Raw genomic sequence first — 16,577 nt, 5'->3', positions numbered from 1 at the left:
GTTAACGGGTCCCGCATTCACATTGCCCGCGGTTTGCTCCCCTCTCCCGCGAGCGGGAGAGGGGCCGGGGGAGGGGGCCGGTGCTGGCAGTACCTCATTACCTCCCAATCCCTGGCATGCATCCACAGATGCCAGTCACATAACTTCACTTCCTCCTGACAGCCTGACAAGGTTCCAGCCCCACTGCGGCGGTACAACCCTCTCTGTGCAAAACACGCAGGAGAGTTGTGGTGCGCTGGTTCGTGGTGGCTTTCGTCGCGGGATGCTGGACGCTGCAGCAGCAGTCAACATTGCCGCCGCAGGATGGCCTGCACCTCGGTGCTGTGGCGCTGGCATTGGTGGCTCTCGGCATTGCCTTGTGGGGCAGGCGCCTGCATGTCGTGCTGCATGGCCTGGCGCTTGCCGGGCTGGCGTTCGGCGCCGCCTTCTGCTGGGCGGCCTGGCGGGCCGAACTGCGCATGCGCGACTGGCTGCCGGCTGCGCTGGAGGCACGCGATCTCGACGTGCGCGGCGTGGTGTCGGGGCTGCCGGCGGATGCCGCCACCGGGACGCGTTTTGCTTTCACTGTTGAGCAGGGTGAAGCGGGCCAGCCTCTGCCTCGCCGCGTGATCCTCAACTGGCGCGGTGCGCCGCAGGACCTGCGTCCCGGGCAGCGCCTCGCGCTGACCCTGCGCCTGCGGCGTCCGCGCGGACTGGCCAATCCTTTCGGCTTCGACTATGCCTACTGGCTGCTGGCGCAAGACTACGGCGCCACCGGCTATGTGCGCAGTGCACGGGGCTCGTCCCAGGATGCATCACGAGAGCGGCTGGCGTGGCAGATAGAAGCCTGGCGCGCCGCCGTGCGCGCTCACCTGCGCGCGGCGCTGCCGGCCGATGCGCGCTTCGGCGCGGTGCTGATCGCGCTGGTCATCGGCGACCAGCGCGGCATCGATGCGGACGACTGGCAACTGTTCCGGCGCACCGGCGTCAGCCATCTGGTCGCGATCTCCGGGCTGCATATCACCATGATCGCCGGCATGGCGGCGTCGCTTGCCCGGCTGCTGTGGCGCCATTCGTTCGGACTCGGCCGCTGGCTGCGCCGGCCGTTACCGCTGCGGCTGCCGGCCCGGCAGGCCGCGCTGGTGGCGGCCGTGGCCAGTGCGCTGGCTTACGGCCTGCTGGCCGGCATGCAGATCCCGGCGCTGCGCACCGTGGCCATGCTCTGCGTGGCGGCCATTGCGGTGTGGGGTGCGCGTGCGCCGCCCGCCTCGGTGGTGCTGGCCTGGGCGGCGCTGGTGGCATTGCTGCTGGATCCGTGGGCGGTGATGTTGCCCGGCTTCTGGCTGTCCTTCGGCGCGGTGGCGGTGATCTTCTTCGCGGCCCGCGTCGGCCGCGATGCTTCGGCGCAAGGGCACTGGCAACGCCTGCGGTCCGCGCTCGCCGCCGCGGTGCGCACGCAGTGGGCCGTGACCATCGGGCTGGTGCCGCTGACGTTGCTGCTGTTCGGCCAGGTATCGGTGGTGTCGCCGTTGGCCAATGCGGTGGCGATCCCGCTCGTCAGCTTGCTGGTGACGCCGCTGGCACTGCTCGGCGCGGCCTTGCCGATGGCGCTGGCCGGGCCGGTGCTGGCGGTGGCCCACCAGGCCATGGTGGCGCTGGCCGCGGTGCTGGGCTGGCTTTCCGCGCTGCCATGGGCGATGTGGGAAGCGGCCAGCGCGGGGCCCCTGGCGCTGGTGCTGGCCGCGCTCGGGGTCGGGTTGCTGGTCGCGCCGGTCGCTTCCGCGCGCGTGCGCCTGCATGGCGGGCTGCTGATGCTGCCGATGCTGCTGGCGCGCGGCCCACCGGTTGCGCACGGCGAGTTCCGCGCCGTGATGCTGGACGTGGGGCAGGGCACGGCGGTGCTGGTGCGGACGCGCGCGCATGCGCTGCTGTATGACGCCGGGCCGGCCTATGGGTCGGGATCCAGCGCCGGTGCGCAGGTGGTGGTGCCATTACTGCGGGGCGAGGGGATCGGCCGGCTCGACCACCTGATGGTCAGCCATGAAGACACCGATCATGCCGGCGGCGTGGCGGACGTCGCGGCGGCGGTGGCGGTGGCCGCGCGCAGCACCGGCGCGCCTGCCGGTCACGTCCTGCTTGGGTCGGCGGCCAATGACTGGCCGCCATGCGCGGCGGGCCAGCAATGGGAGTGGGACGGCGTGCGCTTTACCGTGCTGCATCCGCTCGCGGAGCAGGCGCAGCAGGCCGCCATTGCCAGCAATGCGCGCAGCTGCGTGCTGCGCGTGGATGCGGCGGCGCACAGCCTGCTCCTGACCGGCGATATCGGCGTGGCGCAGGAGCTTGCGTTGATCGACAGGTTGCCGGCCGAGGCGCTGCGTGCCGACGTGCTGGTGGTGGCCCACCATGGCAGCGGCACCTCGTCCGGCGCAGCCTGGCTGGAGGCGGTGCGCCCGTCGGCGGCGGTGTTCCAGCTGGGTTATGCCAACCGCTATCGCCACCCGAGCGGCGAGGTGTGGGAGCGCTACGGCCGCGCGGGCGTCCTGCGCTACCGGACCGATGAAACCGGCGCGGTGACCATGGACACTGCGCCCGGGGGCTTTGCCTTGTCGATGTTCCGGCAGGCGCAGCCGCGCTACTGGCGGGCGCGACCGCCGGCGCCGCGTTAGAACACTATCGAGTCAGCTGGCCTTGCGGCGGCGCGTGCGGGTGGCGGGCGGCGCGGGCGGGGCTGGCTCGGCCACGACGGGCCTGGCGCGGTTTCGTGCCGGCGGTACTGGCCGGGCCGGCTCGGCACCGGCGATGCGCCGTTCGCGCAGATGCGCCTTGGCGCGCTGCAGGCGCGGCGCGACGGTGTCGGCGCGCGCCAGCGCCACGCCTGCGGCCAGGACGTCGCCCAGCACCAGGTGGCTGATGCGCGAGGTCATCGGCGTGTAGACCTCGCTGTCTTCCTCGACGTCGGAGAACACGCAGACGTCGGCCAGCCGCGCCAGCGGCGAGCCGCTATGGGTGATCGCGAGCACGCTGGCGCCGCTGCTGCGCGCAAGCGTGGCAGCGGTCAGCATGTCCCAGGTGCGGCCGCTGTTGGAGACCAGCACGGCCACGTCGCCACGGGCGAGCAGCGCGGCCGACATGCTGAATACGTGCGGGTCGGAATACGCAACCGTCGGCATGCCCAGGCGGAAGAACTTGTGCTGGATGTCCAGCGCGACGATGCCGGAGTTGCCGCAGCCGTAGAACTCGATACGGCGCGCGCCGGCGAGCAGCTGGATGCCATGCTCGATCTGGTCGGCCGACAGCGCGTTGCGCACGCTCATCAGCGTGGCAATGGTGCGGTCGAAGACCTTGCCGGCGATGTCCGCGGGGCGGTCGTCGGCCGCGACATCCTGGTGCACGAAGGGTGTGCCGCCGCCGACGTTCTGCGCGAACTGCAGCTTGAATTCGCGGAAGCCGTCGTAGCCCAGCGCCGCGCAGAAGCGCGCGATGGTGGGCTGCGACACGCCGGCGCGCTCGGCCAGCTCGGGCATCGACAGCCGGATCACGGCGGCGCCATGCCGGGCGACATAGTCGGCCAGGCGGCGTTCAGAAGGGCGGAGCGTGTCGTAGACGGCTAGGATTCGGTCGCGCATGGCGGCAGGGAGGCAGTGTCTGGGGTTGCGGATATGTAGAGATTCTACATCGGATGGCGCCGCATCTTGCCCGAAATGGTGCGTCGTCCGCCCTCGGGGTTTGCCATGATTCCGGGAATTTCTGCGCAATTGTGATGCATGAGCGGGTCGACGGCGTGCTCGCGCTCGGTATAATGGCGGTGATCTGTAGAAAATCTACAATCGATGGCGCGGTATTGCCGCGCCGCCACCAAGCCCACAAGGAACGTCTCCGCCATGCCTTCTGCCGTCCATGCCGAGCTTCTTGCCGTCACCGAGCGCATCGTTTCGCGCAGCCGCGCCAGCCGCGCCGCCTACCTTGCCCGCTGCGAGCGCGCCCAGGCTGAACTGGGGCCGCTGCGCGGCATGTCCTGCGCCAACCTGGCGCACGGCTTTGCCGCACTGCCGGCCAACGACAAGCTGAAGCTGCGCGTCGACCATGCTCCCAACCTGGGCATCGTCACCGCGTACAACGACATGCTGTCGGCGCACCAGCCGTACGAGCGCTACCCCGCCGTGATCCGCGAGGCCGCGCGCGCGGTGGACGCGGTGGCGCAGGTGGCGGGCGGCGTGCCGGCGATGTGCGACGGCATCACGCAGGGCAACCCGGGCATGGAGCTGTCGCTGTTCTCGCGCGATGCGATTGCGATGGGCACCGCGGTGGCGCTGTCGCACAACACCTTTGATGCGGCGCTGATGCTGGGCGTGTGCGACAAGATCGTGCCCGGCCTGCTGATGGGCGCGCTGCAGTTCGGCCACCTGCCGATGGTGTTCGTGCCGGCGGGCCCGATGGCCAGCGGGCTGCCCAACAAGGAGAAGGCGCGCGTGCGCCAGCTCTACGCCACCGGCCAGGTCGGGCGCGACGCGCTGCTCGAAGCCGAATGCCAGGCCTACCACGGCGCCGGCACCTGCACCTTCTACGGCACCGCCAACAGCAACCAGTTCCTGATGGAAATCATGGGCCTGCACCTGCCGGGCGCGGCCTTCGTGCACCCGGACAGCGGCCTGCGCGATGCGCTGACCGCGGCGGCCGCGCAACGCGCGATCGCCCTGCGCGCGCGCGGCGACGAATACCTGCCGCTGGCGCGCATTGTTGACGAACGCGCCATTGCCAACGCCATGGTCGGCCTGCTGGCGACCGGCGGCTCCACCAACCACACCATCCACCTGGTGGCGATGGCGCGCGCCGCGGGCATCGTCATCGACTGGAACGATTTCGACCTGCTGTCGCGCATCACGCCGCTGCTGGCGCGCGTCTACCCGAATGGCTCGGCCGATGTGAACCACTTCCATGCCGCGGGCGGCGCCGGTTTCGTCATCCGCGAACTGCTGCAGGCCGGCCTGCTGCACGAGGACGTGCAGACCGTGGCCGGCCCCGGGCTGGCCCGCTATGCGCAGGAACCGGTGATGACCGACGGCGTGCTGCGCTGGCGCGACGGCGCGGCGCACAGCGGCGACGCACAGGTGCTGGCGACGGCCGCGGAGCCTTTCTCGGCCGAGGGCGGGCTGCGGCTGATGCAGGGCAACCTGGGCCGCGGCGTGATCAAGGTCTCGGCGGTGGCGCCGGAGCACCGCGTGGTCGAAGCCCCGGTGCGGGTGTTCGATGCGCAAGAGGCGCTGCAGGCGGCCTTCGATGCGGGCGAGCTGACCGGCGACCTGGTCGCGGTCGTGCGTTTCCAGGGGCCGAATGCCAACGGCATGCCCGAGCTGCACCGCCTGACCCCGGTGCTGGGCGCGCTGCAGGACGCCGGCCACAAGGTGGCGCTGGTGACCGACGGCCGCATGTCCGGCGCGTCGGGCAAGGTGCCGGCGGTGATCCACGTCGGCCCCGAGGCGCTGGCCGGCGGCGCGCTCGCGCGCGTGCGCGACGGCGACCGCATCCGTGTCGATGCCGTTGCCGGCACGCTGCAGTGGCTGGGCGACGAAGGCGAATTCGCGGCGCGCGAGCTGGCTGCGGCGCCGGACGACGATTTCGCGCAATTCAGCCTGGGGCGCGGCCTGTTCGGCCTGTTCCGGCGCCACGCGCGCATCGCGGAAGAGGGCGGCAGCGCACTTGACCTGTCCGAGGCGGATGCCGGGGCCGGCGCAGGCGGGCGCCAACGTACCGCAGCGGCGCAAACCGTCGCACAATAGCCAGGCCTGAGGCCGATTTTCCCCTGAAGTTCCCTGCGGGGCGGCAGCGCCCCCGGGCGTCTTTGCGCCGCCGCAAGGACGTCCAGCTGGACCGACAAGGACAGACAAGGATGGCGACACCATCCGATACCAAGACCGACGGAGCAGACATGATCTATATCCTGATGGGCGTTTCCGGCAGCGGCAAGACCACGGTCGGCCAGTTGCTGGCGCAGCGACTGGGCTGCGGCTTCCATGACGCCGATGCATTCCACAGCGACGCCAACAAGGCCAAGATGCACGCCGGCGTCCCGCTGACCGACGAAGACCGCTGGCCGTGGCTGGCGGCCATGCGCGCAGCCATCGACGCGGCCCGGGCCGAAGGCCGCACCCATGTGTTCACCTGCTCGGCACTGCGCCAGGCCTACCGCGACCGGCTGACCCCGCCCGACGGCGGCGTGACCTTCGTCTTCATGAAGGGCGATGCATCGCTGATCGGCACGCGCCTGTCCGCGCGCACGGAACACTTCTTCAACCCCGACCTGCTGCAAAGCCAGTTCGATACGCTGGAAGAGCCCAGCGACGCGCTGGTGCTCGACATCCGCCAGTCGCCCGAGGCGCTGGTCGCCACCATCCTGCAGGCCACGGTGCCGCAGGGCGCCGCCGCGGCGCGCTGACCTGCTGACCTCGCCGACCGTTCCGGCCGGCCCCGTGCCCGTGCAGCCCGCAAGCGGCCGCCAGCCTGGCTGGCGGCCGTTTTTGCGTGCGCTGGCAGACATCTTGCTAGTTCACTTTCCGTGCCGGCCGGCACCCGCCAGCTTGCGGGTTTCGCCGGTACGGGTATGCTGAAAGGGCCAGTGACTCGACAGTATCGCCGTGAGCGTCCCGAACGGGCAGGCGCGGCGGGCTGGGGACAGGAAAGCCAGGGCAAAACCAGGGCAGCCGGTAGCGACCCCGAAGTCGCAGTGAAGCGGTAGCACCGGAAGCCCGCGACATGGAGGAACGGCCATCATGGCGGGGCGGTATTTCGACGAGATGCTGGACTGGCGCACGGACAGGGCGCAATGGGTTATCCAGGCGGGGCAGGCATTGCCTGAAGGCGCGGTGCGCGCGCATTACCGGCATTTCGCTGACTGGCTGGCGCGGCAGTCTGAAGGCACGATGGGCAACAAGCGCGCCGAGGCCGACCTGATCTTCCGGCGCGTGGGCATTACCTTTGCCGTCTACGGCGACAAGGATGAAGCCAACAGCGGCACCGAACGCACCATTCCGTTCGACGTGATCCCGCGCATCTTCCCGGCCAGCGAATGGGCGCTGCTGGAAAAAGGGCTGCGCCAGCGCGTGGCCGCGCTCAACCGCTTTGTCCACGATATCTACCACGGCCAGGACATCATCCGCGCCGGCGTGATCCCGCCCGACCAGATCTACAACAACGCCCAGTACCGGCCCGAGATGCTAGGCGTCAACGTGCCGCACGACATCTATGCGCACGTGGCCGGCATCGATGTGGTGCGCGCCGGCGAGGGCGAGTTCTACGTGCTGGAAGACAACCTGCGCGTGCCCTCGGGGGTGTCGTACATGCTGGAAAACCGCAAGATGATGATGCGGTTGTTCCCGGACCTGTTCGCGCGCAACCGCGTGGCGCCGGTGGCCCACTATCCTGACCTGTTGCTCGACATGCTGCGCGGGGTGTCGCCGCAGGCCATTGCCGATCCCACCGTGGTGGTGCTGACGCCGGGCATGTACAACTCGGCCTACTTCGAGCATGCCTTCCTGGCGCAGCAGATGGGCGTGGAACTGGTCGAAGGCAGCGATCTCTTCGTCGAGGACGACCACCTGTTCATGCGCACCACGCAGGGCCCGCAGCGCGTCGACGTGATCTACCGCCGCGTCGACGACGACTTCCTCGACCCGCTGGTGTTCCGCCACGACTCCTCGCTGGGCGCGGCCGGCCTGCTGTCGGTCTACCGCGCCGGCAACGTGACCATCTGCAACGCCATCGGCACGGGCGTGGCCGACGACAAGTCGATCTATCCGTACGTGCCCGACATGATCCGCTTCTACCTGGGCGAAGAGGCCATCCTCAGCAACGTGCCGACCTATATGTGCCGGCGCCCGGACGACCTGCAGTACGTGCTGGACCATATGGAAGAACTGGTGGTCAAGGAGACCCACGGCGCCGGCGGCTACGGCATGCTGGTCGGCCCGGCCGCCACGCGGGCCGAGATCGATGCCTTCCGCGAAGTGGTGAAGGCGCGCCCGGAGCAGTACATCGCGCAGCCGACGCTGGCGCTGTCGACCTGCCCGACCTATGTGGAGTCGGGCATCGCGCCGCGCCATATCGACCTGCGCCCGTTCGTGCTGTCGGGCAAGGAGGTGCGCATGGTGCCAGGCGGGCTGACCCGCGTGGCGCTGCGCGAAGGCTCGCTGGTGGTGAATTCCTCGCAAGGGGGCGGCACCAAGGACACCTGGGTGCTGGAACGATGAACGCGAACCACGTGATGACCGCCGCAACGACCGCCATGGCGACCGCCGCCACGCCAGGAGAGCCCACATGCTGAGCCGCACCGCCGACCACCTGTTCTGGATGGCCCGCTACACCGAGCGCGCGGAGAACACTGCGCGCATGCTCGACGTCAACTACCAGACCTCGCTCCTGCCGCAATCGGCCGAGGTGGCCGAGCAGGGCTGGTGGGCCATGCTCGATATCTCCGAGCTGACCGACGTCTTCGACCACAAGTACGGACTGCTGTCGCGCGACGATGTGATCGACTTCATGGTGCGCGACATGACCAACGCCTCGTCCATCATGAGCTGCCTGCGCGCGGCGCGCGAGAACGCGCGCGCGGTGCGCGGCTCGCTGACCACCGAGGTCTGGGAGACCGTCAACACCACCTGGCTGGAGGTGCAGCGCCTGATCGCCGACGGCGTGCTGAAGGAAGACCCGTCGGCGTTCTTTGAATGGGTCAAGTTCCGCTCGCACCTGGCGCGCGGGGTCCAGTTCGGCACCATGCTCAAGGACGATGCCTTCCACTTCATGCGGCTGGGCACATTCCTGGAGCGCGCCGACAACACCGCGCGGATCCTCGACGTCAAGTTCCAGGCATCGGGCAGCGACGAGAGCGATGCCAACCGCGACCAGAACGATTTCTATCACTGGGCCGCGGTGCTGCGCTCGGTATCGGGCTTCGAGGTCTACCGCAAGGTCTATCGCGCGGTCATTACGCCGCAGCGCGTGGCCGAGCTGCTGATCCTGCGGCCCGACATGCCGCGCTCGCTGGTGTCGAGCATGGACGAGGTGGTGGCCATCCTGCATACGGTGCGCAACCAGCAATCAGCGGAAACCGAGCGCCAGGCTGGTAAACTCCACGCCGACCTGAAGTACGCGCGCATCGACGATATTTTCGCGGTCGGCCTGCACGCGTACCTGACCAGCTTCCTGGAGCGCATCGGCGATCTCGGCAATGGCATCAGCCGGGACTTCCTCGTGCCGCTGCTGGCTGCCTGAAATGGGCCGCCGGCAGGCTCCATGTGCCGCCGCCGCGCCCTGATACCGTGAAATACAAGATCCACCACCATACTGTTTACCGCTACGCCGAGCCGGTGCGCCGCAGCGTGCACGAAGTGCGGCTCGAGCCGCGTTCGGGCCCGCTGCAGACGGTGCACCGCTGGCAACTGGTCGCGCCTGGCAATCCGTCGGCGGCGCGCGACGGCTTCGGCAATATCGTGCACAACTTCACGGTGGCCGGACCGACCGGCACCATTTCGATCGAAGCCAGCGGCGAGGTGGAAGTGCTGCCGCCGCATGGCGACCTCGACCGGGACGGCCACCATGCGTTCTGCGACGCTCCGCCCCCCGGCGAATCCCGGGTGTCGCCGCTGTACTTCCTCGGCAGCACGCCACTGACCTCGGCACCGCCGGAGATGCAGGCGTTTGCCGCACCGTTCCTGGCGGCCGGGCACGAGATTCCGGCGCTGCTGGCGCTGGCCCAGGGAATTGCGGAGCGGGTGCGCTACAAGCCCAACACCACCGACGTCGGCACCTCGGCGGCCGAAGCCTTCAGCCTGGGCAGCGGCGTGTGCCAGGACCAGGCGCAGGTGATGGTGGCGGCGTGCCGGGCGCTCGGTATCCCGGCACGCTATGTGAGCGGATACTTCTACGATCCGGCCGCGATCGAGATGGCCAGCCATGCCTGGGCCGACGTATGCCTGGACCCGGCGCGCGAGGTTTGGTGCAGCGTCGACATCACCCACGGCTGCCTGACCGACGAGCGTCATATACGCCTCGCGGTGGGGCGCGATTATGCGTCGGCTGCACCAGTCAGGGGCATCCTGGAAGGGGGTTCCGGCGAGACGCTTGAAGTCAATGTGAGTATCACGCCGCTTTTTACCTGATTAGGTGCCTGATTCCAGACAGGGGGCTGTGCCGCGATACCGGCGCTAGAATCCGGGGTATGCAGGCCATCGGCTGGCCACTTCCGGCCGCCGCAAAGCACACCAAAACAAGACCATGACTTACTGTGTAGCCATGCGGCTGGATGCCGGCCTGGTATTCCTGTCCGATTCCCGCACCAATGCGGGGGTAGATGCCATCTCCACGTCGCGCAAGATGACGGTGTTCGAAGAGCCCGGCGACCGCGTGATGGTGCTGATGACCGCCGGCAACCTGGCGATCAGCCAGTCGGTGCGCCAGATCCTGGCCGAGAACCATGACGAGAAGCGCTCGCTGTGGACCGCGCGCGACATGTTCGAGGCCGCTTCCATCGTCGGCGAGGCGGTGCGCCAGGTGCACAAGCGCGATGCGCATGCGCTGCGCGATGCCGGCATCGAATTCAATGTCAGCCTGATCTTCGGCGGCCAGGTGCGCGGTGAACGCGTGCGGCTGTTCAACATCTACGCGGCCGGCAATTTTGTCGAGGCCACGCCCGAGAACTGCTACTTCCAGATCGGCGAGGCCAAGTACGGCAAGCCCATCGTCGACCGCGTGGTGCACCCGTCGCTGCCGCTGGCCGAGGCGGCCAAATGCGCGCTGATCTCAATGGATTCGACGCTCAAGTCGAATATCTCGGTCGGCCTGCCGCTGGACCTGCTGGTCTATGAGGCCGATACGCTGTGCGTGACGCGCTTCGTCAACATCGACGAGCGCAACGCCTACTTCCGCATGATCCGCGACACCTGGGGGCAGCGCCTGCGCCAGGTCTTCGGCGAGATCCACAATCCCGAGTGGGATCCCGGCGCGCCCGCCGAATTCTCGCTGGCGCGTCCCGGCGAGGCCGACCGCTGGGGCCAGCCGGTGCGCGCCAAGCGCAATCCGTCGCGTACCCAGGACTGAGGGCCGGGCGAGGAAACAAGCGATGCGCGAGATCATTCATTTTTCGCATGCCAACGGCTTTCCGGTGACCACCTACCGCAAGCTGTTCGGCGAACTGGACGGCGACTTCGAATTCCGCGCCGTGGACCGCTACGGGCACAAGCCTGAATTCCCGGTGACGCGCGGCTGGCCGCACCTGGTGGAGGAGCTGCTCGGTGAGATCGACCGCCAGTACCACGAGCCGGTGTGGCTGGTGGGCCATTCGCTGGGCGGCTTCCTGTCGCTGATGGCGGCGCTGCGGCGCCCGGAGCGCGTGCGCGGCGTGGTGATGCTGGATTCGCCGATCATTGCCGGCTGGCGCGCGTCGCTGCTGAAGACCGCCCAGATGTTCGGCATGGACGAAAAGCCCGGCCCGGCGGCGGTGACCAAAAACCGGCGCACCCACTGGCCGGACGCCGAGGCGGTCTGGGAACACTTCCGCGCCAAGCCCAACTTCGCGGTGTGGGACCAGGAGGTGCTGCGCGACTACGCCATCCACGGCACCGAGCCGACCGGCAAGGACAACGAGCGGCGGCTGCGCTTTGACCGCGAGGTCGAATACTGGATCTACCGCACGCTGCCGACCAGCCTGGGGCGCAAGGTGGCGCGCGGCGCTCCGGTGCCGGTCGGCTTTGTCGCCGGCACGCGTTCGCGCGAGGTGCGCCAGTGCGGGCTGGGTGCCACCCGCAAGCTGGTCGGCCCGAACCTGCGCTTTATCGAGGGCGGCCACCTGTACCCGATGGAGCGGCCGCAGGAGACGGCGCAGCTGGTGCGCGACCTGATCGGCGCGATGCGCCGCGAGGGGCGCTGAGGCGGGGTGCGGCGCATGCGCCGCAACGCACCGGGAAAGCCTGTTGCAGCCCCGCCGAGGAGGGGGGCTGTCACAATTTCCGGGTCGGCGGGAATCGGGCTCTCATGTATAATCCCGATTTCCCCGGCAAGCTCGGTTTATGACCAAATTCGTCTTCGTCACCGGTGGCGTCGTCTCTTCTCTCGGCAAGGGCATCGCTGCTGCCTCGCTCGCGGCCATTCTTGAGTCGCGCGGCCTCAAAGTCACCCTCCTCAAGCTAGATCCCTACATCAACGTCGATCCCGGCACGATGAGCCCTTTCCAGCATGGCGAGGTGTTTGTCACGGAAGACGGTGCTGAAACCGACCTGGATCTCGGCCACTACGAGCGTTTCGTCTCGGCCAAGATGCGCAAGTCGAACAACTTCACCACCGGCCAGATCTACGAATCGGTGATCCGCAAGGAGCGCCGCGGCGAATACCTGGGCAAGACCGTGCAGGTGATCCCGCATATCACCAACGAGATCCAGGCTTTCGTCGAGAAGGGCGCCGCGGCGTCGCACGACGGCAAGGCCGACGTGGCGCTGGTCGAAATCGGCGGCACCGTGGGTGACATCGAATCGCTGCCGTTCCTGGAAGCCGCGCGCCAGATGAGCCTGCGCATGGGCCGCAACCACTGCGCCTTCGTGCACCTGACGCTGGTGCCGTTCATTGCCAGCGCCGGCGAGCTCAAGACCAAGCCGACCCAGCACTCGGTGCAGAAGCTGCGCGAAATCGGCATCTCGCCGACCGCGCTGCTGTGCCGCGCCGACCGCCCGATCCCTGACGACGAGCGCGCCAAGATTTCGCTGTTCGCCAATATCCCGCAAGACGCCGTGATTTCGGTGTGGGATGCGGACAGCATCTACAAGATCCCGCAGATGCTCAACGAGCAGGGCCTGGACCGTCTGATCTGCGAGGAGCTGCGCCTGGATCCCAAGCCGGCCGACCTGTCGATGTGGCAGAAGCTGGTCAATGCCCAGGAAAATCCCGAGCACGAGATCACCATCGGCATGGTCGGCAAGTACGTCGACCTGACCGAGTCGTACAAGTCGCTGATCGAGGCGCTGCGCCACGCCGGCATGCACACCGCCACGCGCGTCAACATCGAGTACATCGATTCCGAGGAACTGGAATCGGGCCACCTCGAAGTGCTGGCCCCCCTCGACGCCATCCTGGTGCCGGGCGGCTTCGGCAAGCGCGGCACGGAAGGCAAGATCCGCGCGATCCAGTACGCCCGCGAGAACAAGATCCCGTACCTGGGCATCTGCCTGGGCATGCAGCTGGCCGTGATCGAGTTTGCCCGCCACCTGGCCGGCATGACCGATGCCAACTCGACCGAGTTCAACCTGGAAACCGAACACCCCGTGGTCGCGCTGATCACCGAGTGGGTCGACCGCGAAGGCAAGGTCGAGCAGCGCTCGGCCGATTCCGACCTGGGCGGCACCATGCGCCTGGGCGCCCAGCGCGTGCCGGTCAAGGAAGGCACCAAGGCCGCGACGATCTACGGTGCCGAGGTCAACGAACGCCACCGTCACCGCTACGAGGTCAACAACCACTACGTGCCGACGCTGGAAAAGGCCGGCATGGTGATCTCGGCGCGCACGCCGACCGAGAACCTGCCGGAAATGATGGAGCTGCCCGAGTCGATGCACCCTTGGTTCGTCGGCGTGCAGTTCCACCCGGAATTCACCTCGACGCCGCGCGACGGCCACCCGCTGTTCAAGGCCTACGTCGAAGCCGCGCTGGCCAGCCAGCAGCGCAAGGGCGCGTAAGCCCCGGCGGCAAGCAGGAGAGACAGTCATGAAACTCTGTGGATTCGAGGCCGGCCTCGACCAGCCGTTCTTCCTGATCGCGGGTCCGTGCGTGATCGAGTCGGAGCAGATGGCGCTGGATACGGCCGGCGAGCTCAAGGCGATCACCGCTGAACTGGGCATCCCGTTCATCTACAAGTCGTCGTTCGACAAGGCCAACCGGTCTTCGGGCAAGTCGTTCCGCGGCCTGGGGATGGAGAAGGGCCTGGAGATCCTGGCGACGGTCAAGCGCGAGATCGGCGTGCCGGTGCTGACCGACATCCACGAGATCGACGAGATCAAGCCCGTCGCCGCCGTGGTCGACGTGCTGCAGACGCCGGCCTTCCTGTGCCGCCAGACCGATTTCATCCGTGCCTGCGCCCAGAGCGGCAAGCCGGTGAATATCAAGAAGGGCCAGTTCCTGGCGCCGCACGACATGAAGAACGTGATCGACAAGGCGCGCGACGCCGCGCGCGAAGCCGGTCTGCCTGACGATGTCTTCATGGCCTGCGAGCGTGGTGTCTCGTTCGGCTACAACAATCTTGTGTCCGACATGCGCTCGCTGGCGATCATGCGCGAGACCGGTGCCCCGGTGGTGTTCGACGCCACCCACTCGGTGCAGCTGCCGGGCGGCCAGGGCACCAGCTCGGGCGGCCAGCGCGAGTTCGTGCCGGTGCTGTCGCGCGCCGCCGTCGCCACCGGCATCGCGGGCCTGTTCATGGAAACGCACCCGGACCCGAGCAAGGCCATGTCCGATGGCCCCAACGCGGTGCCGCTGTCGCGCATGAAGGAACTGCTGGCCGTGCTCAAGGACCTGGACACGCTGGTCAAGCGCGCCGGCTTCCTGGAAGACAACTTCGGCTGGCCGGCCTGCGCCTGAGCCGGCCCGGTTTTGTCACCACCGCAATGCCGGTGGTGACAAACCATATCGAAAGACAATACAAAAAATCGGGAGATTCTCCATGGCCGCGGGCTTTATCATCGCCTACGTCGACGTGACCGACCCCCAGCAGTACGAGGAATACAAGGTGCTCTCGAGCAAGGCCATGCAGATCCATGGCGCCGAGGTACTCGTGCGCGGCGGCAAGACCGAGCCGCTGGAAGGCGAGTGGGCGCCGGCCCGCGTCGTGGTGCTGAAATTCCCCAGCTATGAAGCCGCCAAGTCGTTCCACGACGGCGAAGCCTATCGCGCCGCCCGCAAGGCGCGCGAGCACGCGGCAAAGATGAACATGATCGTGGTGGAAGGCGCTGCCTGAGGGTTGTCGGGCAGTTTGACATGCGCCTGACACGGGCACAGGTTGAAGTAATCAGCAGCAGCAAGAATCAACAGTCAGAGAGGAATTCATGAGTGCAATCGTAGATATCATCGGTCGCGAGGTTCTCGACTCGCGCGGCAACCCCACCGTCGAATGCGACGTGCTGCTGGAATCCGGCGTGATGGGCCGTGCGGCAGTGCCGTCGGGCGCGTCGACCGGTTCGCGCGAAGCCATCGAGCTGCGTGACGGCGACAAGAGCCGCTACCTGGGCAAGGGCGTGCTGAAGGCTGTCGAGCACATCAACACCGAAATCTCCGAAGCCATCATGGGCCTGGATGCCTCCGAGCAGGCCTTCCTGGACCGCACCCTGATCGACCTCGACGGCACCGAGAACAAGGGCCGCCTGGGCGCCAACGCCATGCTGGCCGTGTCGATGGCCGTGGCCAAGGCCGCCGCTGAAGAAGCCGGCCTGCCGCTGTACCGCTACTTCGGCGGTTCGGGCGCGATGCAGCTGCCGGTGCCGATGATGAACATCGTCAACGGCGGCGCGCACGCCAACAACAGCCTGGACATCCAGGAATTCATGGTCATGCCGGTGTCGCAGACCAGCTTCCGCGAAGCGCTGCGTTGCGGTGCCGAGATCTTCCACGCGCTGAAGAAGATCCTGGCCGACAAGGGCATGTCCACCGCGGTGGGCGACGAGGGCGGCTTCGCCCCGAACTTCTCGTCCAACGAGGAATGCCTGAACACCATCGTGCAGGCCATCGAGAAGGCCGGCTACCGCGCCGGTGAAGACGTGCTGCTGGCGCTGGACTGCGCCGCCAGCGAGTTCTACCACGAAGGCGAAGGCGTGTACCAGCTGGAGGGCGAAGGCCTGAAGCTGTCGTCGACCCAGTTCGCCGACTACCTGGCCAGCCTGTGCGACAAGTTCCCGATCGTGTCGATCGAGGACGGCATGGCCGAAGGCGACTGGGACGGCTGGAAGACGCTGACCGAGAAGCTGGCCAAGCGCGTGCAGCTGGTGGGCGACGACCTGTTCGTCACCAACACCAAGATCCTGAAGGAAGGCATCGAGAAGGGCATCGGCAACTCGATCCTGATCAAGATCAACCAGATCGGCACGCTGACCGAAACCTTTGCTGCCATCGAGATGGCCAAGCGCGCCGGCTACACCGCCGTGATCTCGCACCGCTCGGGCGAAACCGAAGACAGCACCATTGCCGACATCGCCGTGGGCACCAACGCCGGCCAGATCAAGACCGGCTCGCTGTCGCGCTCGGACCGCATGGCCAAGTACAACCAGCTGCTGCGCATCGAGGAAGACCTGGGCGATATCGCCAGCTACCCGGGCAAGGGCGCGTTCTACAACCTGCGCTGACACCTTGCCCCGCCGTTCCCGCTTGCACGGGAGCGGCAGCAAGCGGATGGAATGGCGGCGGCCAGGGATTTCCTGGCCGCCGCCGTTTTTGTATCGAAATCTGCCTGGCAATTGCCTTCTAGGCTGAGTTCGCAGATCATTGTGCGGAATTTCCTGTCCGCCATCTTTCATGCGCCTGATCTCGCTGCTGTTGTTCGTGCTGTTGCTTGCCATCCAGTACCCACTCTGGCTGGGCAA

The 16,577-nt window shown here is 67.7% G+C and carries 14 protein-coding genes; 12 read left to right on the top strand and 2 right to left on the bottom strand.

From position 1 onward, the window contains the following. The first annotated feature begins 230 nt into the window (after positions 1–230). Positions 231–2,645 (top strand): DNA internalization-related competence protein ComEC/Rec2, encoded by a 2,415-nt coding sequence (locus AC3WON_RS29240; RefSeq protein ID WP_492320843.1) that lies wholly within the window; start codon positions 231–233, stop codon positions 2,643–2,645. Between the two features lie 12 nt (positions 2,646–2,657). On the opposite strand, the gene AC3WON_RS29235 is transcribed toward AC3WON_RS29240, so the two are convergent. Together AC3WON_RS29235 and AC3WON_RS29230 are read right to left on the bottom strand one after the other, a co-directional pair. Continuing rightward, entirely contained in the window at positions 2,658–3,605 is a 948-nt protein-coding gene (locus AC3WON_RS29235; RefSeq protein WP_492320842.1) for a MurR/RpiR family transcriptional regulator, read from the bottom strand. Positions 3,606–3,649: 44 nt separating this feature from the next. Continuing rightward, entirely contained in the window at positions 3,650–3,862 is a 213-nt protein-coding gene (locus tag AC3WON_RS29230) for a hypothetical protein (protein WP_492353302.1), read from the bottom strand. Here AC3WON_RS29230 and edd point away from each other — a divergent pair. From edd to eno, 11 genes are all read left to right on the top strand, one after another. Then, positions 3,861–5,756, top strand: coding sequence for a phosphogluconate dehydratase (edd, locus tag AC3WON_RS29225; protein ID WP_492353301.1), 1,896 nt, complete (start codon positions 3,861–3,863; stop codon positions 5,754–5,756). The genes AC3WON_RS29230 and edd overlap by 2 nt on opposite strands. A 149-nt stretch (positions 5,757–5,905) precedes the next feature. Then, complete coding sequence (locus tag AC3WON_RS29220) at positions 5,906–6,412, top strand: gluconokinase (protein ID WP_492320900.1); 507 nt, start codon at positions 5,906–5,908, stop codon at positions 6,410–6,412. Positions 6,413–6,746: 334 nt separating this feature from the next. Beyond that, complete coding sequence (locus AC3WON_RS29215; RefSeq protein ID WP_492320839.1) at positions 6,747–8,222, top strand: circularly permuted type 2 ATP-grasp protein; 1,476 nt, start codon at positions 6,747–6,749, stop codon at positions 8,220–8,222. 67 nt (positions 8,223–8,289) lie between these two features. After that, entirely contained in the window at positions 8,290–9,243 is a 954-nt protein-coding gene (locus AC3WON_RS29210; protein ID WP_010809003.1) for an alpha-E domain-containing protein, read from the top strand. A gap of 47 nt (positions 9,244–9,290) precedes the next feature. Beyond that, positions 9,291–10,130, top strand: coding sequence for a transglutaminase family protein (locus AC3WON_RS29205; RefSeq protein WP_492320838.1), 840 nt, complete (start codon positions 9,291–9,293; stop codon positions 10,128–10,130). 115 nt (positions 10,131–10,245) lie between these two features. Then, a complete protein-coding gene (locus tag AC3WON_RS29200; RefSeq protein WP_492320837.1) occupies positions 10,246–11,067 on the top strand; it encodes a proteasome-type protease in 822 nt (273 codons plus the stop codon). A gap of 22 nt (positions 11,068–11,089) precedes the next feature. Then, positions 11,090–11,896, top strand: a complete 807-nt coding sequence (locus AC3WON_RS29195; RefSeq protein ID WP_010809000.1) for an alpha/beta fold hydrolase — start codon at positions 11,090–11,092, stop codon at positions 11,894–11,896. 139 nt (positions 11,897–12,035) lie between these two features. Next, positions 12,036–13,688, top strand: a complete 1,653-nt coding sequence (gene pyrG, locus AC3WON_RS29190) for a CTP synthase (protein WP_492320836.1) — start codon at positions 12,036–12,038, stop codon at positions 13,686–13,688. A 28-nt stretch (positions 13,689–13,716) separates the two neighbouring features. Continuing rightward, positions 13,717–14,586 carry a 3-deoxy-8-phosphooctulonate synthase gene (kdsA, locus tag AC3WON_RS29185; RefSeq protein ID WP_492320835.1) on the top strand — a complete coding sequence of 290 codons (870 nt, stop codon included), beginning with the start codon at positions 13,717–13,719 and terminating at the stop codon, positions 14,584–14,586. An 82-nt stretch (positions 14,587–14,668) separates the two neighbouring features. Further along, complete coding sequence (locus tag AC3WON_RS29180; protein ID WP_492320834.1) at positions 14,669–14,962, top strand: DUF1330 domain-containing protein; 294 nt, start codon at positions 14,669–14,671, stop codon at positions 14,960–14,962. Positions 14,963–15,050: 88 nt separating this feature from the next. After that, complete coding sequence (gene eno / locus AC3WON_RS29175) at positions 15,051–16,340, top strand: phosphopyruvate hydratase (RefSeq protein WP_492353300.1); 1,290 nt, start codon at positions 15,051–15,053, stop codon at positions 16,338–16,340. Positions 16,341–16,577 lie beyond the last annotated feature (237 nt).

Source organism: Cupriavidus sp. FW305-46 (genome assembly GCF_058787075.1).
This window is presented reverse-complemented; position numbering and strand designations above follow the sequence as displayed.

What these genes read in the sequence shown, in the direction of transcription:
- AC3WON_RS29230 (WP_492353302.1), bottom strand. Translation starts at nt 3,862, where the DNA reads ATGGCGGAGACGTTCCTTGTGGGCTTGGTGGCGGCGCGGCAATACCGC.
- AC3WON_RS29235 (WP_492320842.1), bottom strand. Translation starts at nt 3,605, where the DNA reads ATGCGCGACCGAATCCTAGCCGTCTACGACACGCTCCGCCCTTCTGAA.
- eno (WP_492353300.1), top strand. Translation starts at nt 15,051, where the DNA reads ATGAGTGCAATCGTAGATATCATCGGTCGCGAGGTTCTCGACTCGCGC.
- kdsA (WP_492320835.1), top strand. Translation starts at nt 13,717, where the DNA reads ATGAAACTCTGTGGATTCGAGGCCGGCCTCGACCAGCCGTTCTTCCTG.
- AC3WON_RS29210 (WP_010809003.1), top strand. Translation starts at nt 8,290, where the DNA reads ATGCTGAGCCGCACCGCCGACCACCTGTTCTGGATGGCCCGCTACACC.
- edd (WP_492353301.1), top strand. Translation starts at nt 3,861, where the DNA reads ATGCCTTCTGCCGTCCATGCCGAGCTTCTTGCCGTCACCGAGCGCATC.
- AC3WON_RS29195 (WP_010809000.1), top strand. Translation starts at nt 11,090, where the DNA reads ATGCGCGAGATCATTCATTTTTCGCATGCCAACGGCTTTCCGGTGACC.
- pyrG (WP_492320836.1), top strand. Translation starts at nt 12,036, where the DNA reads ATGACCAAATTCGTCTTCGTCACCGGTGGCGTCGTCTCTTCTCTCGGC.
- AC3WON_RS29215 (WP_492320839.1), top strand. Translation starts at nt 6,747, where the DNA reads ATGGCGGGGCGGTATTTCGACGAGATGCTGGACTGGCGCACGGACAGG.
- AC3WON_RS29220 (WP_492320900.1), top strand. Translation starts at nt 5,906, where the DNA reads ATGATCTATATCCTGATGGGCGTTTCCGGCAGCGGCAAGACCACGGTC.
- AC3WON_RS29180 (WP_492320834.1), top strand. Translation starts at nt 14,669, where the DNA reads ATGGCCGCGGGCTTTATCATCGCCTACGTCGACGTGACCGACCCCCAG.
- AC3WON_RS29200 (WP_492320837.1), top strand. Translation starts at nt 10,246, where the DNA reads ATGACTTACTGTGTAGCCATGCGGCTGGATGCCGGCCTGGTATTCCTG.